This is a genomic window from Candidatus Phyllobacterium onerii, assembly GCF_028331445.1.
Classification (GTDB): Bacteria; Pseudomonadota; Alphaproteobacteria; order Rhizobiales; family Rhizobiaceae; genus Phyllobacterium; species Phyllobacterium onerii.
Window position 1 is genome coordinate 199,877 of sequence record NZ_JAQMHX010000005.1, and the last position, 23,930, is coordinate 223,806.

At 56.0% G+C, this 23,930-nt stretch carries 28 protein-coding genes, 1 tRNA gene and 1 pseudogene; 19 read left to right on the plus strand and 11 right to left on the minus strand.

Annotated elements, in window-relative coordinates; translation table 11 throughout:
• Positions 1–129: 129 nt before the first annotated feature.
• The 4 genes from PHA01_RS13560 to PHA01_RS13575 are packed head-to-tail and all read left to right on the plus strand — an operon-like array spanning position 130 to position 1,509.
• Positions 130–351 carry a DUF7940 domain-containing protein gene (locus PHA01_RS13560; protein WP_271896340.1) on the plus strand — a complete coding sequence of 74 codons (222 nt, stop codon included), beginning with the start codon at positions 130–132 and terminating at the stop codon, positions 349–351.
• Positions 341–817: a lysozyme gene (locus PHA01_RS13565; protein WP_271896342.1), complete on the plus strand. Its 477-nt coding sequence runs from the start codon at positions 341–343 to the stop codon at positions 815–817. The genes PHA01_RS13560 and PHA01_RS13565 overlap by 11 nt, the downstream gene beginning before the upstream one ends.
• Positions 817–1,125 (plus strand): hypothetical protein, encoded by a 309-nt coding sequence (locus tag PHA01_RS13570; protein WP_271896344.1) that lies wholly within the window; start codon positions 817–819, stop codon positions 1,123–1,125. Before PHA01_RS13565 ends, PHA01_RS13570 begins: the two co-directional genes overlap by 1 nt.
• A 54-nt stretch (positions 1,126–1,179) precedes the next feature.
• Complete coding sequence (locus PHA01_RS13575; protein WP_271896346.1) at positions 1,180–1,509, plus strand: hypothetical protein; 330 nt, start codon at positions 1,180–1,182, stop codon at positions 1,507–1,509.
• Between the two features lie 311 nt (positions 1,510–1,820).
• On the opposite strand, the gene PHA01_RS13580 is transcribed toward PHA01_RS13575, so the two are convergent.
• The 3 genes from PHA01_RS13580 to PHA01_RS13590 form a co-directional block, all read right to left on the minus strand.
• Positions 1,821–2,099, minus strand: coding sequence for a DUF982 domain-containing protein (locus tag PHA01_RS13580; RefSeq protein ID WP_271896348.1), 279 nt, complete (start codon positions 2,097–2,099; stop codon positions 1,821–1,823).
• A gap of 482 nt (positions 2,100–2,581) precedes the next feature.
• Positions 2,582–2,839 carry a hypothetical protein gene (locus PHA01_RS13585; protein ID WP_271896350.1) on the minus strand — a complete coding sequence of 86 codons (258 nt, stop codon included), beginning with the start codon at positions 2,837–2,839 and terminating at the stop codon, positions 2,582–2,584.
• 206 nt (positions 2,840–3,045) lie between these two features.
• Positions 3,046–3,297, minus strand: coding sequence for a hypothetical protein (locus PHA01_RS13590; RefSeq protein ID WP_271896352.1), 252 nt, complete (start codon positions 3,295–3,297; stop codon positions 3,046–3,048).
• 181 nt (positions 3,298–3,478) lie between these two features.
• Here PHA01_RS13590 and PHA01_RS13595 point away from each other — a divergent pair, with 181 nt between their 5' ends.
• Entirely contained in the window at positions 3,479–3,670 is a 192-nt protein-coding gene (locus PHA01_RS13595; RefSeq protein ID WP_271896354.1) for a hypothetical protein, read from the plus strand.
• Positions 3,671–3,800: 130 nt separating this feature from the next.
• Here PHA01_RS13595 and PHA01_RS13600 read toward each other — a convergent pair whose 3' ends face one another.
• Complete coding sequence (locus PHA01_RS13600) at positions 3,801–4,097, minus strand: hypothetical protein (protein ID WP_271896356.1); 297 nt, start codon at positions 4,095–4,097, stop codon at positions 3,801–3,803.
• Between the two features lie 793 nt (positions 4,098–4,890).
• On the opposite strand from PHA01_RS13600, the gene PHA01_RS13605 reads away from it, so the two are divergent.
• Entirely contained in the window at positions 4,891–5,427 is a 537-nt protein-coding gene (locus tag PHA01_RS13605; protein ID WP_271896358.1) for a hypothetical protein, read from the plus strand.
• A 350-nt stretch (positions 5,428–5,777) separates the two neighbouring features.
• Here the strand turns inward: PHA01_RS13605 and PHA01_RS29270 are convergent, their stop codons facing one another.
• Entirely contained in the window at positions 5,778–6,029 is a 252-nt protein-coding gene (locus PHA01_RS29270; protein WP_334312022.1) for a helix-turn-helix domain-containing protein, read from the minus strand.
• Positions 6,030–6,176: 147 nt separating this feature from the next.
• Between PHA01_RS29270 and PHA01_RS13610 the strand changes: the two genes are divergently transcribed.
• The 5 genes from PHA01_RS13610 (at position 6,177) to PHA01_RS13630 (ending at position 8,161) form a co-directional block, all read left to right on the plus strand.
• The gene (locus PHA01_RS13610; protein ID WP_271896360.1) at positions 6,177–6,494 is read left to right on the plus strand and encodes a hypothetical protein; all 318 of its coding nucleotides are present in this window, start codon (positions 6,177–6,179) and stop codon (positions 6,492–6,494) included.
• Between the two features lie 66 nt (positions 6,495–6,560).
• A complete protein-coding gene (locus PHA01_RS13615; RefSeq protein WP_271896362.1) occupies positions 6,561–7,223 on the plus strand; it encodes a hypothetical protein in 663 nt (220 codons plus the stop codon).
• Positions 7,224–7,430 (plus strand): hypothetical protein, encoded by a 207-nt coding sequence (locus PHA01_RS13620; protein ID WP_271896364.1) that lies wholly within the window; start codon positions 7,224–7,226, stop codon positions 7,428–7,430.
• On the plus strand, positions 7,427–7,633 hold the full coding sequence (locus PHA01_RS13625) for a hypothetical protein (RefSeq protein ID WP_271896366.1): 207 nt from the start codon (positions 7,427–7,429) through the stop codon (positions 7,631–7,633). The genes PHA01_RS13620 and PHA01_RS13625 overlap by 4 nt, the downstream gene beginning before the upstream one ends.
• A gap of 198 nt (positions 7,634–7,831) precedes the next feature.
• Entirely contained in the window at positions 7,832–8,161 is a 330-nt protein-coding gene (locus PHA01_RS13630) for a hypothetical protein (RefSeq protein ID WP_271896368.1), read from the plus strand.
• A 143-nt stretch (positions 8,162–8,304) separates the two neighbouring features.
• Here the strand turns inward: PHA01_RS13630 and PHA01_RS13635 are convergent.
• The 3 genes from PHA01_RS13635 to phaC form a co-directional block, all read right to left on the minus strand.
• Positions 8,305–8,379 (minus strand) — tRNA-Glu (locus tag PHA01_RS13635).
• A gap of 147 nt (positions 8,380–8,526) precedes the next feature.
• Positions 8,527–9,837 (minus strand): D-Ala-D-Ala carboxypeptidase family metallohydrolase, encoded by a 1,311-nt coding sequence (locus PHA01_RS13640; RefSeq protein ID WP_271896370.1) that lies wholly within the window; start codon positions 9,835–9,837, stop codon positions 8,527–8,529.
• A 249-nt stretch (positions 9,838–10,086) separates the two neighbouring features.
• A complete protein-coding gene (gene phaC, locus PHA01_RS13645; RefSeq protein ID WP_271896372.1) occupies positions 10,087–11,907 on the minus strand; it encodes a class I poly(R)-hydroxyalkanoic acid synthase in 1,821 nt (606 codons plus the stop codon).
• 118 nt (positions 11,908–12,025) lie between these two features.
• On the opposite strand from phaC, the gene PHA01_RS13650 reads away from it, so the two are divergent.
• The 8 genes from PHA01_RS13650 to PHA01_RS13685 all read left to right on the plus strand — a co-directional run bounded on the left by PHA01_RS13650 (position 12,026) and on the right by PHA01_RS13685 (position 21,393).
• Positions 12,026–12,388 (plus strand): hypothetical protein, encoded by a 363-nt coding sequence (locus tag PHA01_RS13650; protein WP_271896374.1) that lies wholly within the window; start codon positions 12,026–12,028, stop codon positions 12,386–12,388.
• Positions 12,389–13,149: 761 nt separating this feature from the next.
• Positions 13,150–14,367, plus strand: a complete 1,218-nt coding sequence (locus PHA01_RS13655; protein ID WP_114429919.1) for an LL-diaminopimelate aminotransferase — start codon at positions 13,150–13,152, stop codon at positions 14,365–14,367.
• A 72-nt stretch (positions 14,368–14,439) separates the two neighbouring features.
• A complete protein-coding gene (locus PHA01_RS13660; RefSeq protein WP_112530387.1) occupies positions 14,440–15,756 on the plus strand; it encodes a homoserine dehydrogenase in 1,317 nt (438 codons plus the stop codon).
• Between the two features lie 177 nt (positions 15,757–15,933).
• The gene (gene glpX / locus PHA01_RS13665) at positions 15,934–16,923 is read left to right on the plus strand and encodes a class II fructose-bisphosphatase (protein WP_112530389.1); all 990 of its coding nucleotides are present in this window, start codon (positions 15,934–15,936) and stop codon (positions 16,921–16,923) included.
• 150 nt (positions 16,924–17,073) lie between these two features.
• Complete coding sequence (locus tag PHA01_RS13670) at positions 17,074–17,682, plus strand: hypothetical protein (RefSeq protein WP_271896379.1); 609 nt, start codon at positions 17,074–17,076, stop codon at positions 17,680–17,682.
• A gap of 76 nt (positions 17,683–17,758) precedes the next feature.
• Entirely contained in the window at positions 17,759–19,549 is a 1,791-nt protein-coding gene (gene recJ, locus PHA01_RS13675; RefSeq protein ID WP_271896381.1) for a single-stranded-DNA-specific exonuclease RecJ, read from the plus strand.
• A gap of 157 nt (positions 19,550–19,706) precedes the next feature.
• On the plus strand, positions 19,707–20,951 hold the full coding sequence (locus PHA01_RS13680) for a Y-family DNA polymerase (RefSeq protein ID WP_271896383.1): 1,245 nt from the start codon (positions 19,707–19,709) through the stop codon (positions 20,949–20,951).
• A 238-nt stretch (positions 20,952–21,189) separates the two neighbouring features.
• Positions 21,190–21,393 carry a hypothetical protein gene (locus PHA01_RS13685; protein ID WP_271896385.1) on the plus strand — a complete coding sequence of 68 codons (204 nt, stop codon included), beginning with the start codon at positions 21,190–21,192 and terminating at the stop codon, positions 21,391–21,393.
• Between the two features lie 20 nt (positions 21,394–21,413).
• Here the strand turns inward: PHA01_RS13685 and PHA01_RS13690 are convergent, their stop codons facing one another.
• The 3 genes and pseudogenes from PHA01_RS13690 to PHA01_RS13700 all read right to left on the minus strand — a co-directional run bounded on the left by PHA01_RS13690 (position 21,414) and on the right by PHA01_RS13700 (position 23,927).
• Positions 21,414–22,190 (minus strand): bestrophin-like domain, encoded by a 777-nt coding sequence (locus tag PHA01_RS13690; protein ID WP_271896387.1) that lies wholly within the window; start codon positions 22,188–22,190, stop codon positions 21,414–21,416.
• A gap of 138 nt (positions 22,191–22,328) precedes the next feature.
• Positions 22,329–23,104: pseudogene (locus PHA01_RS13695) on the minus strand (alpha/beta fold hydrolase).
• A gap of 145 nt (positions 23,105–23,249) precedes the next feature.
• Positions 23,250–23,927, minus strand: coding sequence for a hypothetical protein (locus PHA01_RS13700; protein WP_271896389.1), 678 nt, complete (start codon positions 23,925–23,927; stop codon positions 23,250–23,252).
• Positions 23,928–23,930: the final 3 nt, after the last annotated feature.

Genomic DNA, 23,930 nt, shown 5'->3' on the forward strand with positions numbered 1-23,930 from the left:
CTTCTCCAAGCATGGTAGCTCCCCCGCAAACACGGAATGGAAACCTACGCCAGGCAGTGCATATCCGCAATCCTGTCGGCCATGTGGCCTTGGTCAATGCCGTCTGTCTTCCGAAAATAGGAAACGACCATGAAACTCGTCCCAAACTGGCGGGCCGTTCTTCGCTATGCGTGGAGCGTCCGCTTGATGCTGCTCGCTGGTCTGCTGTCTGGCATTGAAGCCGTGCTGCCGTTGGTTGGCGGCTTACTCCCTATCCCGCCGCGCACCTTCGCCCTGCTGACGTTCTTTGCGGTCGTCGCTGCGGTCTATGCGCGGTTCGTCGTACAGAAAGGCTTATCCGATGAAAAGTAGATTGATGAATTCTGCCGGTATCCTGACGGCTACCGGGCTGCTCGCTGCTGCTTTCGTTGGCGGATTGGAAGGAACGAAGACAAAGGCCTATCGCGATATTCTGGGCATCCCAACCGTGTGCATGGGAGAAACCCGTGGCGTGAAGATGGGCGATGAATATAGCCTAGCTGAATGCCGGACGATGTTCGGAGCGGCCCTGGTTGAATATGAAGGCGGTATGCGTTCCTGCGTCAAGGAACCGGACAAGCTGCCGGCCAAAACCTACGTGGCCTTCATCTCGGGCACGTACAATCTCGGCGTTGCCGGGTTCTGCAAATCGAGCATGGTGCGTCTTGCCAATGCTGGGGACCTTCGAGGTGCCTGCGACGCTTTCATGAATTATCGCCGGGGCGGCAAGCGCGTCATTCAGGGCCTTATCAATCGCCGGATCGATGAACGCAAGCTGTGCCTGGAGGGTCTGCAATAATGTTGGCACTCCTCTGGACTTATCGCCAAGTCGTTGCCGGTGTGGCTGCGGGCGCGTTCCTCGCTGCTGGCCCTGTCTATCTCTACGGAACCTATCAAGGCCGTCAGCAAGCCGCTGTGGCGGTCGCTGTCGAGACTGCCAAGTCATACAAGGAAAGAGCCGAAATCGATGACAAAGTTCAAACTCTTGATGCTATCGCTCTCTGTTTGCAGCTTGGCGGCATGCCAAACGAATGCGTCATCCAATTGCGCGGGGTGGAGAAAGATAAGCGTCCTGTCGGGGACAGCCGTGTACCTCGCAGGAAATGACATGGCCGCTGGCCGGTCCATCGTATCGCACAATGCCTACGGCAAATTGAAAGCATGTTGGAAATGACTGAAGCTAGCCAAGAAAGAGCCATAGGCCGGATCGAGGGCAAACTGGATCTCATTATCGCAGAACAGCAGGACGCCGCTAACTCTCGCCGCGTGACCTATGAAAAACTCGACCAGATAAACAGGAAGTCAGATGCGACGGATCGTAATGTCGATGAACTACACAAACGCATGGCTACGATTGAGGTGCCTGTTGCAGAGTTTTCCAGATGGCGGGAGCGCTTTATTGGCATGGGGCTTCTAGTGGCGCTGACTGCTGGTCTGATTGGCGCAATCGCCGGGGCGCTTTGGCAAAAGATTGTAGCGCTGTTCAACTGAAATCAGTGTCCCGACCTGCCGGATACACATTACAAGAGCAGGCCGGGTGCCGACGCGGTGGGCACCATAGCCAGCATTCAAAGCGTGCGCTTGCATGGTTAACAAAAGGAAAAGCTCGAACCCCCGGAACGCAAATCACCGGAGGCTCGAGCCTCGGTTAGGCCCGTCATTTGAAGAGCAATGCCCTGTTTATCAGGCCTGCTGGTGAGGGGCCGCCAGCGCATTCAAACTACTCTCAAAACGGCAGGGGCGATATGGACCAAAGGCCCATGAAGGCTCAGACGAAGGTTCAACTTGGAATCCAGATGTCTCTATGCTCGCCGCTGTGCCTTTAGCTTCCTCCACCTGAAGGCTTTACCAGTTGGTGGTCCGCGTTCAGGCTCGTCAACGTAGTTGCCAGCTTCTTTGGCTGCCTGGATGAAGGCAAATCTTGCCGAACCTGGGGAGAGGTTGCCTTCCAAACAGGATAGCAATGCGTGTTTCGCAGCGGTCAGTATCTCGGTTTCCTCGATCGGCCAGTCTGTGAGTATCATCTCTGCGGCTTGAAGTGCCGAGGTTACGACGCGCATCCGGCCCGGATGGCTTGTCATGATGCGAACTTCTTTGAAGTGTCGTTCTTCCATCGCGGCCAAACGCCTCGCTTCCGGACTCTGTTCCCGAAGGCGGGATAGTCAATATTCATTATCTGACAGCCTGGATTAAAAAATCATTGGTTCCATTTTTTCTAAGCACATCAACCAGCAGGCTACGCCAGCAAGGACAAGGCCGATACAGAAGAGCGCGAAGTAATGGTGAAAAGCCAATTCACTCCGCCCGTCTCCTGGACCGTCATCGAAATCTATTCGCATAGGATCATCCCCTGCGTATGATCTGGCCGTCGCGCAATTCGAACACGCCGTCGCCGCCGCCTTGAGCGTAAAAATCTGTCTCCAGATCACCCCACGTACCCATGTATTCTCCGCAAGAGCTACAAACGATTGGTGTGGTCAGCGCCAAATCTTGGGTGAACGTAAGGTAGATCGTTTGGCACTTCGGGCATTCGAGTTTGCTGTCGAGGCGTTGGCTAACATCGTTAGGCATTGGGGTATCTTGCCGAACTTCGGAGCGATGCTACTTTGCCAATCAACATTTCCTGATTGGCAGCTGCTCGGGCAATGATTTCTGCGTCGCGAAGACCCTCGTTGAACAGCGTCATGACCCTTCGCGCGAGACGATCCGAATCTTCAAGGCCCTGAGCTTTGTGCAGTTTTCTGGTGGCCTTCAGAAGCGCACCCTCCATTACAGTCCAATCTTCGCTGTAATAGATAATATTCCTGAAATGACGGGGCATAGCCTTCCTCCCGCACTGTATTACGGCGGGAGCACTTGGCATCTCTCAATCGCAGGGCGCCACTACTAGGTCCAGCGACCCAGATATTAAAAAACTCATTTCGGGGTGCGTCAATACTATGTCCGCTGGTGGACAATTAGCACAAGACGCGCGGTAACGTGCGATGTTGCTGGTTAGCCGTGTGTCGGGCCGTCTCATTGCGATTCCTAGCTGATCCCGCCGTCGCGTTCGTCGCCAATCGCAGAGACTGACGCTTCCTGCTCCGCCGCCTTTAGGGCGATATCCTTTGCGTCGCGCATGCCTTGGTCAAACAGCTTCATGATGCACCGGGCCAGTCGCTCTGCATTTTCATGCGTCGTCGGATCACGGTTGAGAATGGCCGATGCCATACGGTGCGCGGTCTGCATAGTGGCCCAGTCTTCAGTCGAATAGATGAGATTTTCGAGTTTGCTAAACATTGCCCTTTCCCCGTCATAGGCGAAAGCACGAAGCATCTCTCAAGCACCAGTAGCCTAATGTTTGTGGCTGGTGACGTTCCATATCTATCGTCGGAAATCTCCTCAAGTCAAAGGTCTTTGGGTGGACAATTAAGGGAACGATTGTCGCAGCGGGAGGTTGTGTCCGCTGGAGGACAATTCTGTGAACAAGAGCAGAGACGAACGCCGCAATGCCGAGGGAATGCGGCAGACAGCCCGGCACGAAGGATTTCAGAACTACATCGGAGACGCGCGTCGCCAGCCGCCCAGCGACGACCCGCTATTCGATGAACTTCTAAAGCGCCTAGACGATGCCGAAGAGGCGCAGTCCCGGCCAAAGAGCGGCGGTCTCTAGCCCTTCATTGCGAATAAGATGGCGGGATGGATCGATTGACGTCCTCAGGCCGCGTACTGTGGCGTCTTCGACCCTTGACGAGCCAGCACTATGTTCTCATTTTGTTCTTATGACGCGGACAATGAAAACATTAGGGCAGGCGGCTCGCCATGCCATGCTCGTGCGATCCCGCTGCCGGAGGTGCAACAAGGCTGCGAGCTTTACTGCGGGTAGTCTCAGCGAAATGTTTGGTCACGGTCGTGAAATCAGAAGCCTCAAATTCAGATGCAAAGACTGCAACAGCACGGATTGCGAAGTGCTTCCATACGAGGACATATTTGAACGGAAGGCGAAGCCGCAACCCCTTCAAGTGCAGATGGATACCAGCGAAAACGGCACCATCGGTGCGATGATCGATCGCGGATATACGCTTTGGGTGTTTTGTCATCGTCGAGGGTGCAATCACTCACGAAAGATGGATTTGAAGGTCCTGGCGCAGCAGCTCGGAAGAAACCACAGCGCCATGCACAAGGACTTGGCACCAAAGCTGAAGTGCTCGGCGTGTGGATCGAAGCAGCTTGGCCTTAGCGCGACGCCGTATTGACGAGGCCGCTGTGGATTTCGGGCATAACCTGCCTCGGTCGTTTGCATTGTTCTGCTCTCCTTGCCACCCTGAGGCGGGAGAATCGCAATGGATGCTCGGAGGCTTGCAAGAAATGCGGCTTTGGCGCAGCGAATGCGCGAGAGGCAGCTACAAACCGGGGTCACCTGTAAGGGCCACTTCCTGTGGCCTGAATGGCAGGATGGTATCCTTCGGACCCATCATCCCGACTACGACAAACTGTGTGAATTGCTGCCAAATCGAACCCGCTGCGCTATCCATAACCGGTGCATAGCAATTGGCATCGCTACTAAACAGCAGCCTCGCTGGACCGATACCGAGCTCTTAAAACTTAGAAGAATGTTTGGTCCGGCAACTAAGACGGAGCTACTACTGGCATTTCCTGGATTTTCGTGGAGGCGCATCACGAAAAGAGCCGAAAAAAGCGGGTTCACTCGCAATCGAAAACCGTACATGCGTACCGGATATGCCGCTTTGGATTCAGTTCGGGACCGTTGTTTCGATCTCCGGTTGACACTAGTTGATCTAGACGAGGAGTGCGGGACAAGGGCGGCGTTCAAGAAGGCATCGAGAAACAAGCCTTCATACAGTTCTCTCTATACAGCATCCAAAGTTCTCGATGGAAAAGTTACAGTCAAATGGCCCGATGAGTAACGCCCGGTGGTGGACTGATGGCGAACTACAGGTTTGTCGAAGCCTGTACCCAGATTATGATTTGATGCTCGCAGCACTGCCGACGCGAACCAGAGAGGCCATCCGAGCGAAATGCAGAAGCCCACAAGAGCAAAGAGAGCGGCATATCTGGAAAGGTCGGGAAATCGTACTTTTGCGAAAGCTCTATCCGAAGGGCGATTGGAACGAGCTGCGGAAAGCATTCCCGTTTGCGAGCGATGCTAAGGTGCGTGCTGCTGCCAAGACCAATGGAATAAAGGGTGCGAAATCCTACAAATCGTCTGGCGACTATCTAATTGACAAGATCCGGGAACGTTGTCTTTTGATGGACATTTCGATGCCAACGTTGGACAAAATGAGTGGAACGGGCAGGTATTTTACAAGGCCCGGGTGGCTTGGTGCTAAGCCAAATCATAAAGCGATTGGCAGGGCTATTAAAGCGCTCGGTGGCGAAATCGAATTTGAATGGTCAAATCTGGACTGACGGTTTTAGATACCTCCGGAGTTTCCAATCATATTTCTTCTCTGCTGCTTTCCGTTCCGGTGTTCGGACGGTGGCGGCTGCATTGGCTCGTTTTGCCTTGTTGATCAGCTGCATATCGCCCTTGGTCTTTTCCTGGGCGCATTCATAGTGTGCTGGTGCGCAATTCGGGTTGGTGTCCTTACCGGATAATCCGAGCGGTATTTTATGCTCAACGATCCAGCGTTCACCGCGCCGGTCAATCTTCACGTTACACAAGCAACAGACGCCGAAGTTCTCGGTGAAAATGTGCTGTCGGCGCTTCTCCGACATGCGGCCCCGTGGCGTTGCCTTTGGCTCTGCTACCGCGCGAATCATGGTTGAACAGCTTCCCATGACGATGGCTTTGCCAGACGTGCACCGGCTCCCTTGCCGTTTTCATCAAGGAACTCAATCCCCGCCTTTTCAAACGTCATCCGCAATAGCTTCTGGTTCGATCCTCTCATTTCCCGTCCTTTTTCGAACGCGCGAATAGACGCTGCAGCGATGGAAACACGCTGTGCCAGCTCGTCTTGGGTCCAATTTAGCAGGGCTCGGGCGGCTCGGCATTGCTCGGGAGAAATCATAACATTCCTTTTTCGCACGTTTGCTATTGTAAACGCTCTTTATGTGGAGTATGTAAATAGCACGTTAGCACTGAAAAACGAACGTTACAATCGTTCATAGTGTTAACAAGGGCAGAATTAGACCGATAGTCACAAGGGGTTAGTTTTATGGTTAAGCAAATACAAAAGATGAGAACCGCCAAGGAACGCCGCGACTACCACTTCGAAGAGATGAAGAGGGCAATCGTGGAGATGCATCCGGATCTCACTAAGTGGGATGTCGATTTTACCGACGACAACAGAGTACGCGAGCCGCTGGTTCTCGGCGTGGTCATCCATGCAATGCGCCCGGAAACCGAAAAGATGCGGGAAGCACGCAAGGAGACATGGGCTGACTATGAAGCCCGTCAGCGTGAACGCAAGGCAGAGGAAGCGAAATACCGCGATACCGTTCTCGCCAAGTTTGTAGAGGGGCCGCGACTTTAAAGCTGACGCAACAGCTTTCATTGCATTCCAGTTTTTTAGTCCAGCTACCTTGAAAGGTGCAAAGTCATGAATATCAATCGCAGAACAGTTATCGCCGCTCTCCCGTTCGCGGGAGCTGCCGCGACCGTCGTCACCGTTGCAACTGCTCACGAGGTGCAGTTAAGCCCTCTCGCTGCAATGATTGAAGCGCACAAAGTTTCTTGGAATAAGTTCGGAAAGGTTGCCGCCCAGCTAAGCCGCAAGGAAGATGCCTACAGGGCTTATGTAAATGCTAACGGCGGTAGGCCCCTTGTGTCTAAATCCCTTGGCGGCGCTTACGAGTTGAGCGGCGACGGTTCAACCGCCAAAGAGAATATTGCAGCCGATTACTTCAAACAGCGCGGGCGTTTGGCCTCGCTGGAAAAGATTGCGCCACAGCTGGCCGAACAGGCGCGGGAAGCTTTGGACCGGGCAGCGGCTCAGGACTTGCTTGCAGTCGATGCAGCCTATGAGCAGGAAACAGAACGCAAGCGCAAGTTTGGTCTCACAAAGGCACTTCAAGCTTACGAAGACGCACATACAGCCCATATCGCAGCATTGCATGACATCTGCTCCTATCGGTGCCAGACCCTCGAAGAATACCGGATGAAGGGACTTTATCTTACTCAACCGGAAGTCCGTGACACCCTGATAGACGACGAGGATTTTGACGCAGCAATCCAATCCTCTCTAGTAGAGGGGGTCGCCTAAATGGAAAAGCCTACCGGTATTCTCGGCGTCATTGATCTGCTGGACAACAACGCGGATCTGATTACCGCCCTTCACCTAGCGTTTGATGGTGGGGGCGGAGAACACGAGGGGGCGTTTCATCGCCTCCTCGATGTCATCAAGGAACGCAACCAAACCGCATTGGACATGGCGTCTGATGTGTACGCAGCAGGAGTGGTGCAGCCATGACTCTCACCGATATCGAACGCTCCTACACGACAATGGCGCTGCTGAACGTTTGCGCTGCCGCTGTCAGTTACATGGAAGGGCAACCGTCAAGCGACGGCATGACCGCGCTACAGGGCAGTGTGGCCTCCACGATGCTGTTGGCCCTAGACTTGGCAGGCCAAACGCATGACGCGATTGAAGCCCTCCCGCACCTTGCCGGATGAACTACGGTTGCATTCAAGGATGTGGGCGGGCATCCTCGATGTGCGGGACACGGTAGAACGTACGCAATTCTAGAGCACGCTGTACCGACCACCGCTACCTGAAGAAATTCGAACGGCGGACGGTGAGCCCGTCGTTCCTAGCTTTTTCTCGTTGTGAGAACTATTAGAAGGAAGAACTTGGGGAATATGGAGGAGCAAATGCCAGCATTTTTTATACCCCATGCAAAAGACAAGGACCAAACGGAACGGATGTACGAGTCAATCAAGGAGTATGTCGGGAAGGTAAGCGGGCCGGTTGCAGACGAACGGATTTACTCGATATCGTACGCTCACAATGGAAAACAGTTGCATTCGGTCGTGGGCGAGAAAGATGGGGTGCATGGCGAGGAGGTAATAGCAATTCTCCGTGCTTCGCAGTCTGATTTGTATTTCATCTGCACGGCCAATAGAGGTGTAACGAGGGGCGATCCCATCCTCGCAGGAGGCGGGTGGCAAACCGTTGTCCAGGGATTTTCTGCAAACGAATAGTCTGCAATGCTCTCAAAGGGAGGGCACTGAAGAGGGTAGGGAAATCGCATGAAGCGTGACAATTTTTCACGCTTGTCTGAAAAGACTTATTACATGAATATTACAAGGATTTACGGTGAATGCATCTAAGTGCTTGAAAAACCTGGTACGCCCAAGGGGAATCGAACCCCTGTTTGCGCCGTGAAAGGGCGCCGTCCTAACCGCTAGACGATGGGCGCCGCTCGGTTAAGCGGCTTATAGTGAAACAGTTTTTGCGCCGCAAGCCCATAAAGCGTTCTTTTTTCGAAAAAGTGACGTTTGTGCCGTTCATCAACCCAGCATTGGTGCTGCACCACCTGCGAGGGACAGTATTTTGTGCTGGCAACTCAGCCGGCCCTGCGTGAACAGCGCCAGTTCCAATCCCGCGTTGGTCCAATATCGACGTGAACTGATTCGGTGTGACAATAGGTACCGACACCGCCCCGTCCGGGCATCGAGCGGGCAAAATTGGCCAATTCCCACTTGGAAACCCCGGGAATTTGTATGTCCGCGGCAGCGCAGGACATGTGCAGCGATGCCTTCGCGCCGTTGACAAGCCGGTTATAGGGCGGGCTGCGATAACCCGACGTCACAATTACGGACTTGCCGTATCTGCGTTCGATTGTTTTCAGCATACCAACGAGCTGCGGCTTCAGGCAGGCAACCTGAACGTTTTCGCGCTGAACCTTGAGACCGTTCGGCGCGAGACGCGCCAGGCCTGCGGCCGAGGCAAGAATCACAGGAGCTGCTGCGGCTTCAACATCGTCATCGTCATAAAGACTGTCGCGCTGCATGATCTGGATGCCCGCATTGGGCCGCACGCCGGGTAGTGAGGATGATACATATTGGGTCTGGCCGGCAAAGGAACTGGCGGCGGGAAGCGGCGATGCTGCATGGGACGACGTATCGACTGAACGCAGTTTGGCTGGCGATTTCGGTTCGATAACCGCGACCAGGCGCTTTCCGGCCGGCTTCGACAGATTATTGGAGAACAGTCGCATAAGCGCGCCGTTGTTCTTTGCTGCCGTCGCTGGACGCGTCGTTTCAGGCGCAATGCCTTGCTCCGGGGATGCAGGAGCGTCATCGGCCTTGGCTACGGTCTTGTCTGCGTCAGCTGCCGGAACCTCGGCAGCTTGCTGCGGTGCTTTTTTCGGCTGTATGTTGCCTTCGCCCCGCATCGGATTTCCGAACAGCGATGTCTTGACGGGCGCTGCCACTGTCGCCGCACTTGCAACCTGTGTCTCTTCTGTGCTGGCAGGAGCGCTCGAACCAAAAAGCGATGTTTTGACGGGGGGCTGTGGGGGAGTGGCTGTGGCCGCGATTTGCTGTTCTGAGCCTTTCTGGGCTTCTGCAGTGGTCGTTGCCGGCGACGCCTTGCCATTCGCAGGTTTGACGGTTTGATTTATGGCCTGAAGCGCACTTGTCTCAGTGCTACCGGCCAGAGCCAGCGCTTCGGGGGTTAGCGCTTGGGTGCCACCCGACGGCATCGCGCTTTCAGTTGTGTGTGTTGTGGCATCGCTGGAGGGAGCCAGGGCAGCCGTTGCTCCGGGGCTTGAGACCGTCGAGGTACACGATGTAGCCGCCATGGCGGAAAGCACAATGACGCATGCAACCGTACTCGCCCGAAGGGCATAAACTGAAGCTGGCAGTAATTTCAACGATTCCCCCGTCTCGTCTTTTCCGGCCGTGTCGTGTTCAGTCCGGTCCGCTTTTATAAGAGCAGAAAGCTCGCGAAGTTCTATTGAAGTGCAAATAACACCGGCAGAGAGTCGCCAGAGTTAATGAAGTTTTGTCATCTGCACAAGGCTTCAAGTATAGGCAGAATGAGGCGAAAAAGTGATCGGCCACTTTCTCGCCATTGTCGTTACGTGTTCTTTCCGGTTTTCCACCGTTACAAATCGACTGCTTTAGACACGCACGCGTACATATGTTCCCGGCGCTTCGGCAAGAATTTCCATGTGATTTTCACCTGGTTTGCGTGCGGGAACGCGTGCTCCGTCTTGCGCTTCGATCCATTTCTCCCAATGATTCCACCAGGAACCGGGATGTTCTTTCGCCTTTGCCAGCCATTCATCGAATGCGCCGACAGGCTTGCCGCCCGTCCAATATTGATACTTGTTCTTGGCGGGTGGATTGACGACGCCCGCTATGTGACCCGAGCCCGACATGACATAGGTGATATCCCCACCGAAATAACGGCAGCCCGTGAAGACGGAAAGCGCGGGAGCGATATGATCTTCCTTGGCCGCGAGATTATAGATCGGGATTTTGACATCGGCGAGCGAGAGGCTCTCTCCAGCGAGCTTCATCATGCCGCGCACCAGATTGTTGTCGAGATAGCAATTGCGTAAATAATAGGAATGGTTTGCCGCGCTCATCCTTGTGGCATCGGCATTCCAGTAAAGCAGGTCGAACGGCACGGGATCACGGCCGCGCATATAATTGTTGACCACATAGGGCCATATCAGGTCGCCAGAACGGAGCATGTTGAACGCCGTCGCCATGCGCGTTCCGTCCAGATAACCTTCCGCCGACATTGCCTTTTCCAGCGCCTGGATTTGATCTTCGTCAACGAAGACCTTGAGATCGCCCGCATGGGTGAAATCCACCTGCGTTGTAAAGAGGGTGGCGCTCTTGATTCGCTCTTCGCCTTCCTTTGCAAAGAGAGCGAGGGCAGCGCTCAAGAGGGTTCCGCCAACACAGTAGCCGATGGCGTTCACGGCCTTTTCGCCCGTGGCTTTCTCGACCGTATCGAGCCCAAAACGCAGGCCTTCATTGATATAGGCCGTCCAGTCCTTCAAGGCGTGGCGATGGTCGGGATTGACCCACGAAATCACGAACACCGTGTGGCCGTGTTCCACCGCCCATTTTATGAAGGATTTCTCGGGGTTCAGGTCGAGAATGTAGAATTTGTTGATCCATGGCGGGCAAATCAGGAGAGGGCGCTTGAATACGTCCTTTGTGGCTGGCTCATACTGAATGATTTCCGCCACTTCACTGCGGGCGATAACCTTGCCTGGAGTGGTTGCAACATTGTCTCCGAGTGCAAATTTCGTAAGATCTGACTGACGCAAGCGAAGGTCGCCACCTCCGGCGACAATGTCTTCGGCCAGCATCTTCATGCCGCGAACGAGATTTTCGCCATTGCTGGCAACGGTTTCCTTGTAAAGCTCCGGATTGGTCAAGAGAAAGTTGCTCGGTGATGCCGCCGTGGTGATTTGCTTGACGTAAAATGCCGCCTTGTGCCGCGTATGATCGTCAAGTCCTTCGGCGTTTTCGACGAGATCCCCCGCCCAACGTGCAGTAACGAGATAGGCCTGCTTGAGAAAATCGAAAAAGGCGTTCTTGCCCCAGTCTTCATCGGCGAAACGCTTGTCACCCTTGTCGGGCGTGACAATGTCCTCAACCTCTTCACCACTCATGCGGCGAATGGAATTCGACCAGATCACCATATAGCTGGAAAAAAGTTTGGTCTGCGCTTCAAGGGCCCGGGCCGGCTCGGAAAGCCAATATTCCGAAACTTTTGAAAGTGTCTTCACCACGTCCGTGACGGGGTCGGCGAGCGTGTCACGCTTCAGGCCTTTTTCGCGCGGTTCGACCCAGGCGGAAGCCGCTTTCCCGGCCTGCTCGATCATATGGGCGACATTGCGCGCAAAGGCTTCCGGATCCTTGACGACATAATTATCAAGGTTCGGGGTCTTGCCGCTCTTATCGCCTTGATTATCCATATAGTCGCTTCCTCCCGTCGATGCGCGATATTGACATCATATCATAAATCGGTGCTATCCCTCTAACGTGCAATTGTTACGGCAATGATGAAATCGTTTTTCGCAGTCAGGACACATAATGAACATTTCGGTCAAAAACATTATGCGCTTCTCTGTTGGCGCCATCCTCATTGCCGGCCTCGGTGCCTGCGCCAGTCCGCCCCCGGCGCCCATGTCCAATTCGCCTCTGACCGGGCCGGTAAATACCGGTGCCTATCCGCATTTCACACCTGATCCAAAAGGCGAGACCACGCAGTTCACGCCGGAGGAAAAGGATGCGCTGCGATCAAGGCTTTCCGTCGCCAAGTCTGGACAAGCCGGCCCGTCCTCGGATCCCGCTGTCGCGGCCCGTAGGCAGGCCGAGATGCAACTCCTGAAAAAACAGCAGGAAGCCGATCTAAAGGAGATCGAGGGGAAGTCGTCGTCTTCCACACCTCAGTGATCTCGTTTCACTTGCACGCTGGAACATCCGGAAATTGGGGATAAGTTTTCACTCCTGATGGCGCGTCCCCAAAAACCCCTCCCTGCTGCTGCGCAGCCTCCCTCCCCACAAGGGGGAGGGTAACAGCGCATTATCCTGCAGCGCCTCCTGTTTCGCGCGTGCAGCGATGACAGGCGCGACGATCTAACCCTCCCCCTTGTGGGGAGGGAGGCTGCGCAGCAGCAGGGAGGGGTTCTTCTCGTAATTTCAGTTACTTCAAAAAATAATCGTGGCTGTTTATCCACGCCCCCAAAACCTCGCTTATTCTAGTCCCGTCCTCTCCACGGGGAACTGCTTCCGGAGCCGTTCGAAGTGGGGAGAGGATCGGCGCCTCCGATGGCGGGTAACGGACCCGCTGTCCGGGGAAGTTCCGTCCAAGGGTTCCCCTGCCGGTACTACGACTGGCGTGTGCTGGACGAGCACTTCGAAAGGGGCTTTCGGCAGCGGGTGAAGCAATTCACTCAAAGTCGAGGCCTCCCAAGCGGAACGGACGGGATCAAAAGACGCCGGACGGGCGGTCTTCGGATCGCATTATTTATCTACAAAGACGCGCTTCGACGACCGCCCGTCTTCCCAGCATGCAAGCAATGGCCAGGCGCGAAAGCGGGCGTGGCAAGGGGGAAGCACATGCGACCACATACGCGCAATGATTGCTCGACCCCCGTGCTGTTTCGGTGTATAGCGCACGCCCATAACGAACCCTTTTAACCGGACCCAACCCTATGGAAGAATTTCATAAAGTTCGCCGCCTGCCACCGTACGTTTTCGAACAGGTCAATCGCCTGAAGGCAAGCGCGCGAGCGGCGGGTGCGGACATTATCGATCTCGGCATGGGCAACCCGGACCTGCCGACACCCCAGAGTATCGTCGACAAGCTGTGCGAGGCTGTCCAGGATCCGCGCACGCATCGATATTCGTCATCAAAGGGCATCCCGGGTTTACGCCGAGCGCAGGCGGCCTATTACGATCGCCGGTTCGGCGTTAAACTCAATCCCGATACGCAAGTCGTTGCGACCTTGGGCTCGAAGGAAGGCTTTGCCAATATGGCGCAGGCCATCACCGCTCCTGGCGATGTGGTGCTTTGTCCGGACCCGACCTATCCCATTCACGCTTTTGGCTTCATCATGTCGGGCGGTGTCGTCCGCTCGATCCCGGCACTGCCCGATGACCAATTCATTCCGGCGTTGGAGCGCGGTGTCCGCCACTCCATTCCGAAGCCTTTAGCGCTGATTCTCAACTATCCGTCCAATCCGACCGCGCATGTTGCGTCGCTGGATTTCTACAAGGATGTGGTGGCGTTCGCCCGCAAGAATGAAATCATCATTCTGTCGGATCTGGCCTATTCGGAAATCTATTTCGATGGTGCGCCACCTCCCTCCATCCTGCAGGTTCCCGGCGCGATCGATGTGGCGGTTGAATTTACCTCAATGTCCAAGACTTTCTCCATGCCCGGATGGCGCATGGGATTTGCGGTCGGCAACGAGCGGCTGATTTCGGCGCTGACGCGTGTGAAATCCTATCTCGATTATGGCGCATTTACGCCTATCCAGGTTGCTGCTGCCTCGGCATTGAATGGTGACGGTTCGGACATTGCGGAGGTGCGCAATGTCTACAGGCATCGCCGTGACGTGCTGGTGGAGAGCTTTGGCCGTGCCGGCTGGGATATACCCGCACCGGCTGCGACCATGTTCGCCTGGGCACCTATCCCGGAGAAGTTCCGCAGCCTCGGTTCGCTGGAGTTCTCCAAGCTCTTGATCGAACACGCGGACGTCGCGGTCGCGCCTGGCATCGGCTTCGGTGAGCATGGCGATGATTATATCCGCGTCGCGCTTGTTGAGAATGAGCATCGCATTCGTCAGGCCGCGCGCAATCTCAAGCGGTTTCTTTCAACCGCGGAAGAGAAATTGCATAACGTCATTTCGTTGAATGCGCATCGCTGACCGGCGTTGCCGGCACTGAAATTTGCGGCGCCGTTTCGGCGCCGTCTCAATGAAAATTCAGGGAATTGAATAATGAGTGAAGCGCTGCGCGTGGGAATCGCCGGACTAGGTACTGTTGGTGCCTCGGTTTTGAAAATATTGCGTGACAAGGGTGAAATGCTCACGCGTCAGTGCGGCAAGGAAATCATCGTCACCGCCGTATCGGCGCGGGACGCCAAGCGCGATCGCGGCGTGGATTTCTCGTCCGCGACGTGGTTCGACGATCCGGTTGCGTTGGCCAAGTCCAACAACATCGATGTCTTTATCGAACTGATCGGCGGCGATGAAGGACCAGCACGTGCCTCGGTTGAAGCCGCATTGCGATCCGGTCGTCACGTCGTCACCGCCAACAAGGCCCTCCTTGCCAAGCACGGCGTTTCGCTTGCGAAAATCGCGGAAGACAAGGGTGTTCTCCTGAATTTCGAAGCGGCGGTCGCTGGTGGTATCCCGGTGATCAAGGCCTTACGCGAATCCCTGACAGGCAACACGGTTTCGCGCGTTTATGGCATCATGAACGGCACCTGCAACTATATCCTGACGAGGATGTGGGACGAGGGAATTTCCTTCGAGGATTGCCTCGCCGATGCGCAGCGCCTCGGCTATGCGGAGGCTGATCCGACCTTCGACATCGAAGGCAACGACACGGCGCACAAGCTTGCGATCCTGACCAGTCTTGCTTTCGGTACGCAAATTGCGGCCGACGATATCTATCTCGAAGGTATCAGCAATATCTCGCTGGCGGATATCAAAGCGGCTGATGAACTCGGCTATCGCATCAAGCTTTTGGGCGTGGCGCTCAAGACCGAGAGCGGTATCGAGCAACGCGTGCATCCAACGATGGTGCCGGTCGAATCGGTCATCGCACAGGTACATGGCGTCACCAATGCGGTCGCGATCGAGACCGATCTCCTGGGTGAATTGCTTCTATCCGGGCCTGGGGCAGGTGGTGCGGCAACGGCGTCCGCCGTCATTGGCGACCTCGCCGATATTGCGAAAAGCCGGCCGGGCTTCCAGCATGGGCCTGTGTTTGGAACACCGGCCAAAGCTCTCGCGCCGTATAAACGCGCCAAGATGCGTGCGCATGAAGGCGGTTACTTTATTCGCCTGACGGTGCACGATCGGGCCGGTGTGTTCGCCGCCATCGCCAAACGCATGGCCGACAATGACATTTCGCTTGAATCGATTGTTCAGCGGCAGAGCGCCACCGACCAGCCGGAAGCGACAAAGACAGTTATTCTCGTGACGCATGAGACGACCGAGGCGGCGGTGAAAAAGGCGCTCGAAGGTATCGTCAAGGATGGGCATGCGACCGACAAACCGCAGATGATCCGTATCGAACGGGCGGGGTAAAGCTGGGAGAAACGCCTCCTATCGCGTTTAATCGATTAGCTTTTTCGGCAAGGCGGTTTTCTTGTCGCGCAGGTCTTGCCGCTGCGTTTCGACTTTGACAAAAGGTTTGCATAGCAATGCTATGGAAGGCCGTATTCATCCGGAATGCGGCGTGTCCACACCAACGCAGGGATTACTATGCTGAAAACCAACGACCAGAATGAAGCGGGTCTCGACCGCATTTTGACGCTCGAACTCGTGCGCGTAACCGAGCGCGCAGCCGTTGCTGCAGCACGTCTGCGCGGACGTGGCGACGAGATGGCGGCGGATCAGGCGGCCGTTGATGCGATGCGCCAGGAACTTAATCGCCTGCCAATCGCAGGTACAGTTGTAATCGGCGAGGGAGAACGTGACGAAGCGCCGATGCTCTACATTGGCGAGGAAGTCGGTACGCGCAATGGACCGGAAGTCGATATCGCGCTCGATCCACTGGAAGGCACGACAATCTGCGCCAAGAACCTGCCCAACTCGCTCGCCGTTATTGCCATTGCCGAAAAGGGTAATCTTCTCTACGCACCCGATGTCTACATGGAAAAGATCGCCGTCGGACCCGGCTATCCCGCCGGTATCATCAATCTGGACGCACCTGCCATCGAAAACATCATGGCTGTGGCCAAGGCCAAGGGCGTGCCGATCAATGAAATCACAGCGTGCATCATGGATCGGCCACGTCATGCTCGGCTGATCGAGGAAGTGCGCGCGACCGGCGCTGCCATCCGCCTGATCGGCGATGGCGACGTGGCCGGCGTCATCCATACGACCGATCCCGATGAAACTGGCATCGATATCTATATCGGCATCGGTGGTGCGCCGGAGGGCGTGCTCGCGGCGGCTGCCCTGCGTTGCATCGGTGGTCAGATGCAGGGTCGCCTACAGTTGAATAGCGATGACAAGATCGCCCGTGCCGCCAAGATGGGCATCAGCGATCCCAAGAAGATCTACACAATGGAAGAGATGGCCAAGGGCGACGTGCTGTTTGCCGCAACGGGTGTTACCGATGGCAATATGTTGTCGGGTGTGAAATTTGCGCGGGACTACATTCAGACCCACACCGTCGTCATGCGTTCCCATTCGCAGACGGTCCGCGAAATTAAGGCGAAGCATCAGGATATGGCGAAGTTCCAGTAGGAACATCGTTCCGACCGCCTCGACTGCCGGTTCGAAAGAGCCGGCAGTTTTATTTTAAGCCTGTTTACTGACAAATGTCTCTGTACCCTATTGGAACGACAGTATTTTTGCTATTTTGCTCTGAGAGGAATTCATTCGGGCGGGACAACCATGAATATCCAGCACAGAATTGTCGGTTGCGCGTTGTTGATGGCCGTGGGCTCGACACAGTTCTCGACACTCCATGCACAGGAAGCCGATCCTGACCTTATTCAAGGTTATCGTTCTGGGGACATTCTGATCAGTCTGCCTGACACATCCGGCCCGTTCACCGTGATAAGCCGCACCAGCGATCCGCAGAATTTCAGTGCGACAGTCGAATATGGTGGGCTGGATGCACGTGCCATAGTCTCGATCAATGGTGTCAGGGCCAGCAATGTGCCGGGCATCTATCCGGTCAGGGACGGACCGGACGATCCCGTGGTGCGCAGCCTTCTCGATCAGGCTTTTCAATATCATAGCACCCAGCCCGGCCAGATCGCGCAGCGGACAAATGTCAGCTATGGCAACCGGGCCATGGCCTGCGTCAGTTCCGACGATCCGCAGAAAAAGGATGATTTTTTGGTCTGCGCTACGGGTGTTCTTGGCCGCTATCTGCTCATCCAACCCGTGATAAACTACCGACTGAGTTCCAAGGAACTCGTCGACCGCCAGCTTACGGACTTCGCGTCGTCTGTCGCGTCCACCGTGAGTTCCCTCGCGCTGCCGCCTGGGAACTGAGCAAGCACCGGCAAAAGCCGTTGGATAGGTCTTTCGAAGCATTGCATTCAATGCCGCCGAGTGATTAACCGGAGCGATGGTTCCTGAACGGCTTTTCCTCGGCGTTGAACAATCGGCAACTGGTCTGAAATGGATCGACCGGCTGGGGCAACGCGAAGCCAATATCGCGCTGGCGATGGCGCAAAACCACGGCTTTCCGGACTTGGTGACGCGGGTTTTGGCAGGCCGGGGCGTCGGGCTCGACGAGGCGGTTGCCTTCATGGAGCCGACGATCAAGAGCCTCATGCCTGATCCTGCTTCGCTGACCGACATGAACAAGGCCGCCGAGCGCATCGCCAGAGCGATCGCAGCCCGCGAGAAAGTCGCCATTTTTGGTGATTATGACGTGGATGGCGCCTGTTCTTCGGCGATCCTGTCGCGTTTTCTCACGCACTATGGCATTGCCAACCGGATTTACATCCCGGACCGGATTTTCGAAGGTTACGGCCCCAATCCCACCGCCATGCAGGAACTGGCGCAGCAGGCATCGCTGATCGTCACCGTGGATTGTGGCACCAACAGCGCGGCGGCGATCACGGCGGCCAAGGACGCCGGTGCCGACGTGGTGGTGCTCGATCACCATCAGGTCGGCGGCGAACTGCCGGCCGCGGCCCATGCGGTGGTCAATCCCAATCGCGAGGACGATTTGTCAGGGCAGGGCCATCTTTGCGCTGCCGGGGTTGTCTTCCTGACGCTGGTGCAGACGTCGCGGGTGCTGCGCGAGCAGCACGTCAACCTGGGCGTTCTCGGCCCGGATCTATTGTCGCTGCTTGACCTCGTGGCGCTTGCGACAGTGTGCGATGTGGTGCCGCTGAAGGAGCTCAACCGCGCTTTCGTGGTCAAAGGCATACTCGTTGCGCGCGCCCAGCAGAATGCGGGTCTCTCGGCGCTGGCACGGGTGTCGCGCATTGGCGAGCCGCTAAATGCCTTTCATTTCGCGTACTTAATAGGTCCCCGGATAAATGCTGGCGGGAGGATCGGTGATGCCGGGCTGGGTGCAAGGCTGCTGACGCTCGACGATCAGAGCGAAGCGATGCGTATTGCCGAAGAACTCGACCGCCTGAATCAGGAACGCCAGGCCATGGAAACCATCATGCTGGAACAGGCAGAGGCCGAGGCGATGGTCGAACTCTCCGCCGGGTCCGGACCGGCGGTACTGGTCACCGCCAGCGATGATTGGCATCCCGGCATCGTCGGACTGATCGCGGCGCGGCTGAAAGAGCGGACGCGGCGACCGGCCTTCGCGATCGCGTTCAACGCCAATGGTACTGGGAGCGGTTCGGGCCGGTCGATCAATGGTTTTGACCTCGGAAAACTGGTGCGAAACGCGGTCGAGCAGGGGCTTCTGGTCAAAGGCGGTGGTCACGCGATGGCGGCCGGAATCACCGTGGAACGCAACAAAATGGCGGCTTTACGGGCGTTTTTCGAGGAAAGCGCTAGCGAGATGGTCGGCCAATTGCGTGGCAACGCATCGCTTGCCATCGATGGCGCGTTGAGCGCTGCCGGGGCGACCGTGCCACTCTACGAGACCATGGAAAGGGCGGGTCCCTTTGGCTCCGGACACCCCCAACCAGTGCTGGTTTTGCCGCATCACAGGCTGGTCGATGCGAGGACGGTCGGCACGAGCCATGTCAAGGCAACGCTGGAGGGTGCGGACGGCAGACGCATCAATGCGATAGCGTTTCGGGCGGTTGGAAGTTCGCTCGGAGACTTTCTTTTCAAGGAGTTAGGTCAGTCGCTGCATGTGGCTGGGAACCTTGCGCTCAATCACTGGAATGGTTCGACCACCACCCAATTTCGCATCCTCGACGCGGCAAAAGCCGTGTGAGATCCGAAATTCTTGGTCCAGTTTGAGATTTTTTTGAGTGAGAATCGACGATTCTTGCGTAAGAATCGGTAAAACTTATCCTCACTTTTTGCAGATTCGGGTTTCATTTTTTTGCGATCCATGTTCTAGTTTTGTTCTCAGCTGAGAACTTGTGACCATGCGTAAACCGACCCATACCGAAAAGCTTTATCTGGATTTTGACAGCTTCTTTGCCAGCGCTGAACAACAGCTCAATCCGGCGCTGCAAGGATGCCCGGTTGCAGTGGTGCCGCTGGACTCGCCGCATACGAGTGTCATCGCCGCCAGCCGGCAGGCGAAGCCGTTCGGCATCAAGACGGGGACGAGCGTTGCCGAGGCGAAGCAGAAATGCCCGGACATCGTCTTCATCGAGGCACGACCGGACATATACGTAAAGTTGCATAATCGCATCCTTGAGACGATCGAGCGCTGCGTGCCGATCGCCGCCGTCCGCTCCATCGACGAGGTCGCTTGCAACCTCTTGCAATCGGAAGCCCGTGACGCGTCGGCACTGGCGGCGCGGATCAAGCGCGCCTTGCATGACGAGATCGGTCCGATCCTCACCTGTTCGATCGGCATTTCCGTCAATGAGCTTCTGGCCAAGATCGCGGCGGAAATGGACAAGCCGGATGGCTTCGTGCTGCTGGACCATGCGGATCTGCCGGGGCGCCTGTTCGATCTGGAATTGCGCGACTTGCCGGGCATCTCCAAAGGCATGACGGCGCGCCTCGGCGAGGCTGGCGTCAGCGACATCAGGGGCCTGTGGGACCTCGCGCCGAAGCATGCCCGCGCCATCTGGAACAGCGTCGAAGGCGAGCGCTTCGTTGCAGCGCTGCATGGCTACGCGGTGGAAAAGCCGGAGACGATCAAGCGCATGTTCGGCCACGGCCGCAACCTGCCACCGGACTGGCGCGCGCCGGAAAAAGTGCTGCAATGCGCAAGGCTGCTGAGCCTGAGCGCCGCCCGCCGCCTGCGCCGCTCGCATTACCGCGCCGGGGCGATGAGCTATACGGTCGGCGTCAGACGCGACAGCCGCGTGACGCTGGAGGGCCAGTTCCGCCCGGCGCGCGACGATCATACTTTCCTGAATTGTCTCAATGATTTGCACGCGAATATGATTGCGGCGGGTGAGATGCGCAATATCACCTCGGTCACGGTGGTGCTGCATGACCTGTCTGCCGAGGACGAGGCGAGCCGCGACCTCTTTGACACCGGCGCGAGTGTGAGGCAGCGCGGCCAGTGGGAACGCGTGTCGGACGTGCTCGACAAGATACGCGTGCGGCACGGGTCGAAGGCGCTCAACCTTGGCCCGAACAACGGCCCGGGCAATTATATCGGCTCCAAGATCGCGTTCGGACGGATACCGGAAGCGGAAGATTTTTGAGGGGCGTGGTGCTTATCTCCCCCCTTGTGGGGGAGAAAGGATTTTCCTGGATTTAGCCTCTTTGCTAAATCCTTGGAAAATCCAAGAGAGGGGGTAGTTCAGTGAGACAAATCCCCTCTCTGGCGATTTCTAGCACTTAGCAAGGGCTAAGATGCTGAAATCGCTTTCTCTCCCACAAGGGGAGAGATAACCATGCTAAAGCGGGTGCAAGTCCGAACCCGCACAAGAGGAGACAGATATGGGTATTGTGAAACTGGCTGCCGCCCTTGTGGCCTTATCCATGCTTGCCGGCTGCAATAGCACGAGCTCGCGCAACAGCTGGCAGTCCCGTGTGGAAAACTATTTCATGAACCCGGCCCGGTCCTGTGCATCCGGCTATTATGATTGCACCCTTCGCGACAGCAACAGGACGCACGAACAGACCCACAGCATCCGGCACTGATATCATGCGCGATGCGGAGCTCAACCCGCCGGCGGCGGTAGGGCCGCGATCTGTTCCTGCAATCTCAGGAACGGGCCGGGGCTGAGTTCCGCCGGCTGCGTGTAGGGGTTGGAGAACGCGTAGATGAGGAACAGGATAACGCCGGTATAGGCGCCGAAAAGTGAGATCAGGATGACATTTCGGCGCGTCGGCGGATAGGAATAATAGGCCACTGCAATGAAGATCATCCCGGAAATGGCGGCGAACCAGAATATGCCGCTGAGAGCATCGGCAACCGTACTCTCGCGCTTGGTGCGGCTTTCCGAGACAAGGTAAATCCGGTCGAGCATGTGGTTTCGCAGGCTTTGCTGGCGCGGATTTGTCGGCACCAGATCGAGGATCGCGCGATAGGCTTCATCCCATTGTGTCCAGGCCTCCGGCGAAAGCCGGTTATTCCGGCCAAGTTCCGGCCACTCCTTGACGATGACGACGCGGATATAGTCGGAAAGCTCTTTCTGGATCTTCACCTTCTCGGTTTCGCCATAGCGCCCGGCATCGAAATAGATGTCGGCGATGGCATTGGCCTCGGTGGCGGTCTGAAGCCGGAGTTGCTGGTAGCTGAACATTTCCTGCGCAAAAACCAGCGCCAGTATCAGCCCATGCAGGGCGGAGATACGGAAGACGACCGAACTCGCCAGGTCCTTTTCATGGGTCTCATGCTCATTGCCACTCATCCACCGCATGAGGAGATAGCAGGTAAGCGTCAGCGCGACCGTTCCGCCGACGAAAATGGACCCGATAAACATCCCCAACACCATGCGTGCCTCCCGCCAAACGGTTGGTTCGGTGGTTGTCGCGCGCGTTGAAAAGCACAAACGCAACGAACCGATACAACCGATGGTATTCCCCGGGGAGCAATGTACGGGGTTTTGGCGGAAACGCTACTGGGATCAGCCTTACGAGCCTATGCCAGCCGCTTCGAGGATGAGTGCCGCCACGGCCTCTGGTTGCGAGATCATGGAAACGTGGCTGGATTCGAGCTCGATCGTTTTCGCGCCCATGCGTTTTGCCATGAAGCGTTCGAGATCGGGATTGATCGTGCGATCATTCTTGGAGACTGCGTAAAAGCTCGGCTTCGATCGCCATGCGGCTTGTGTCGTCTTGCCAGCCAGCAGTGCCTTGTTGAAAGGCGCCTGTACGGCAAAGAGAACTTTTGCCTGCTTCTCAGGCACGTCGCCCGCGAAGTCGTGGAGGAATGCTTGCTCGCTTAGCCGGCCCTCATCGCCATCGAAAACGATGCCAGCAGTGGCCGGGGGTGTCGGATAGGTCTTGGCCAGAGCGGTATAGTCTTCGCCGGCATCCGGAGCGCGGGCGGCGATATAGACCAGCGCGGAGACGTTCGGATGCACCCCGACTTCCGTGACGATCATTCCGGAAAAAGAATGCCCGACAAGAACGGTCGGCCCGTCCTGGCGGTCAAGCACCCGCTTGGCAGCGGCAACAGCCTCCGGAAGCGTCGTCAACGGATTTTGCACCGAGGTCACGTTCAACCCTGCTTCCTGAAGGCGGCCTATGACGTCAACCCAGCAGGAACCGTCCGCGAACAGTCCATGGACAAGCACCACGTTCTTTGCCTTGACGATGTCGTCGGCGAGCACCGTTTTGGAAGAAGGCCAAGGGCGGCACTTGATGCAAGTGCTGCGGTAAACACACGAAGGGTCATAAGGGTCATAGCGATTCCTATCCTATCAGCTGCCGGGGGAATTCTGTCATTACGGCTGCATTCGCTGGAAGGATGGTAGCAGGGATGGACCGTCGGCGAAAATGGCACTGTCAGAAATTACAAAGTTGAGAGTAAGCTACAGCGTTGTGACGGTCTAGGTCGCTATATTGCGAAGCTTAGACAGAACTTTATCCAATGACTTGTATCCTACTATAAGATCAGTCGTCCATATCGGCAGATCCGCCAGTGCGGGTATCGTTGTAGCAGCTACAATCGATCTATGAGCAGCTTCACCTCTCAGAGCGGACAGCTGCTCTATTCTGCTTTTAAAGGTTGGATCGAAAGCGTTGATGTCGACGCCAATCATTGCCAAAAGCTTCAACTGATATTTGAAAGCAATGCCATGATTTCTATTTACGGCTTGTTTATAACGTTTATATCCAGCGTTCAGCACATCCGCAATTTCGACTGCAGCGGAAGTCTTAAATGCTTTCGACATTGCGATTCCGAAACCCGGACTCCCAATAACAGCAGTCAACGTTGCAAAGTCTTTTTCATGCTTTGTAACTTCCACGAATGGCAATAGGCATAGATGTTTTGCGACACGGTTTATTTTACTCTTGTCATTGTACAGCTTCACCGCATCGTCAGCGATCTGGATGCATCGATCTTCCATAAACTGTTCACAAGCGGCGGACGTCATTACGGCATAAGCAGCTACAGTATCTTTCTCTACGTCAGTTAATCTCCCTGGAGTGGCAGGTGCAGGCGGTAAATTAGATGAGAGATAACGCAGGCGAACGTCAAGACTCTTGAATGCGGGCGACACCATGGT

What these genes read in the sequence shown, in the direction of transcription:
- PHA01_RS13630 (WP_271896368.1), top strand. Translation starts at nt 7,832, where the DNA reads ATGCCAGCATTTTTTATACCCCATGCAAAAGACAAGGACCAAACGGAA.
- PHA01_RS13625 (WP_271896366.1), top strand. Translation starts at nt 7,427, where the DNA reads ATGACTCTCACCGATATCGAACGCTCCTACACGACAATGGCGCTGCTG.
- PHA01_RS13575 (WP_271896346.1), top strand. Translation starts at nt 1,180, where the DNA reads ATGTTGGAAATGACTGAAGCTAGCCAAGAAAGAGCCATAGGCCGGATC.
- PHA01_RS13610 (WP_271896360.1), top strand. Translation starts at nt 6,177, where the DNA reads ATGGTTAAGCAAATACAAAAGATGAGAACCGCCAAGGAACGCCGCGAC.
- PHA01_RS13655 (WP_114429919.1), top strand. Translation starts at nt 13,150, where the DNA reads ATGGAAGAATTTCATAAAGTTCGCCGCCTGCCACCGTACGTTTTCGAA.
- PHA01_RS13650 (WP_271896374.1), top strand. Translation starts at nt 12,026, where the DNA reads ATGAACATTTCGGTCAAAAACATTATGCGCTTCTCTGTTGGCGCCATC.
- PHA01_RS13690 (WP_271896387.1), bottom strand. Translation starts at nt 22,190, where the DNA reads ATGGTGTTGGGGATGTTTATCGGGTCCATTTTCGTCGGCGGAACGGTC.
- PHA01_RS13590 (WP_271896352.1), bottom strand. Translation starts at nt 3,297, where the DNA reads ATGTTTAGCAAACTCGAAAATCTCATCTATTCGACTGAAGACTGGGCC.
- PHA01_RS13580 (WP_271896348.1), bottom strand. Translation starts at nt 2,099, where the DNA reads ATGACAAGCCATCCGGGCCGGATGCGCGTCGTAACCTCGGCACTTCAA.
- PHA01_RS13560 (WP_271896340.1), top strand. Translation starts at nt 130, where the DNA reads ATGAAACTCGTCCCAAACTGGCGGGCCGTTCTTCGCTATGCGTGGAGC.
- PHA01_RS13605 (WP_271896358.1), top strand. Translation starts at nt 4,891, where the DNA reads ATGGAAAAGTTACAGTCAAATGGCCCGATGAGTAACGCCCGGTGGTGG.
- PHA01_RS13600 (WP_271896356.1), bottom strand. Translation starts at nt 4,097, where the DNA reads ATGACAAAACACCCAAAGCGTATATCCGCGATCGATCATCGCACCGAT.
- PHA01_RS13615 (WP_271896362.1), top strand. Translation starts at nt 6,561, where the DNA reads ATGAATATCAATCGCAGAACAGTTATCGCCGCTCTCCCGTTCGCGGGA.
- glpX (WP_112530389.1), top strand. Translation starts at nt 15,934, where the DNA reads ATGCTGAAAACCAACGACCAGAATGAAGCGGGTCTCGACCGCATTTTG.
- recJ (WP_271896381.1), top strand. Translation starts at nt 17,759, where the DNA reads ATGGTTCCTGAACGGCTTTTCCTCGGCGTTGAACAATCGGCAACTGGT.
- PHA01_RS13620 (WP_271896364.1), top strand. Translation starts at nt 7,224, where the DNA reads ATGGAAAAGCCTACCGGTATTCTCGGCGTCATTGATCTGCTGGACAAC.
- PHA01_RS13700 (WP_271896389.1), bottom strand. Translation starts at nt 23,927, where the DNA reads ATGGTGTCGCCCGCATTCAAGAGTCTTGACGTTCGCCTGCGTTATCTC.
- PHA01_RS13685 (WP_271896385.1), top strand. Translation starts at nt 21,190, where the DNA reads ATGGGTATTGTGAAACTGGCTGCCGCCCTTGTGGCCTTATCCATGCTT.
- PHA01_RS13565 (WP_271896342.1), top strand. Translation starts at nt 341, where the DNA reads ATGAAAAGTAGATTGATGAATTCTGCCGGTATCCTGACGGCTACCGGG.
- PHA01_RS13570 (WP_271896344.1), top strand. Translation starts at nt 817, where the DNA reads ATGTTGGCACTCCTCTGGACTTATCGCCAAGTCGTTGCCGGTGTGGCT.
- PHA01_RS13585 (WP_271896350.1), bottom strand. Translation starts at nt 2,839, where the DNA reads ATGCCCCGTCATTTCAGGAATATTATCTATTACAGCGAAGATTGGACT.
- PHA01_RS13680 (WP_271896383.1), top strand. Translation starts at nt 19,707, where the DNA reads ATGCGTAAACCGACCCATACCGAAAAGCTTTATCTGGATTTTGACAGC.
- PHA01_RS13660 (WP_112530387.1), top strand. Translation starts at nt 14,440, where the DNA reads ATGAGTGAAGCGCTGCGCGTGGGAATCGCCGGACTAGGTACTGTTGGT.
- PHA01_RS29270 (WP_334312022.1), bottom strand. Translation starts at nt 6,029, where the DNA reads ATGATTTCTCCCGAGCAATGCCGAGCCGCCCGAGCCCTGCTAAATTGG.
- phaC (WP_271896372.1), bottom strand. Translation starts at nt 11,907, where the DNA reads ATGGATAATCAAGGCGATAAGAGCGGCAAGACCCCGAACCTTGATAAT.
- PHA01_RS13670 (WP_271896379.1), top strand. Translation starts at nt 17,074, where the DNA reads ATGAATATCCAGCACAGAATTGTCGGTTGCGCGTTGTTGATGGCCGTG.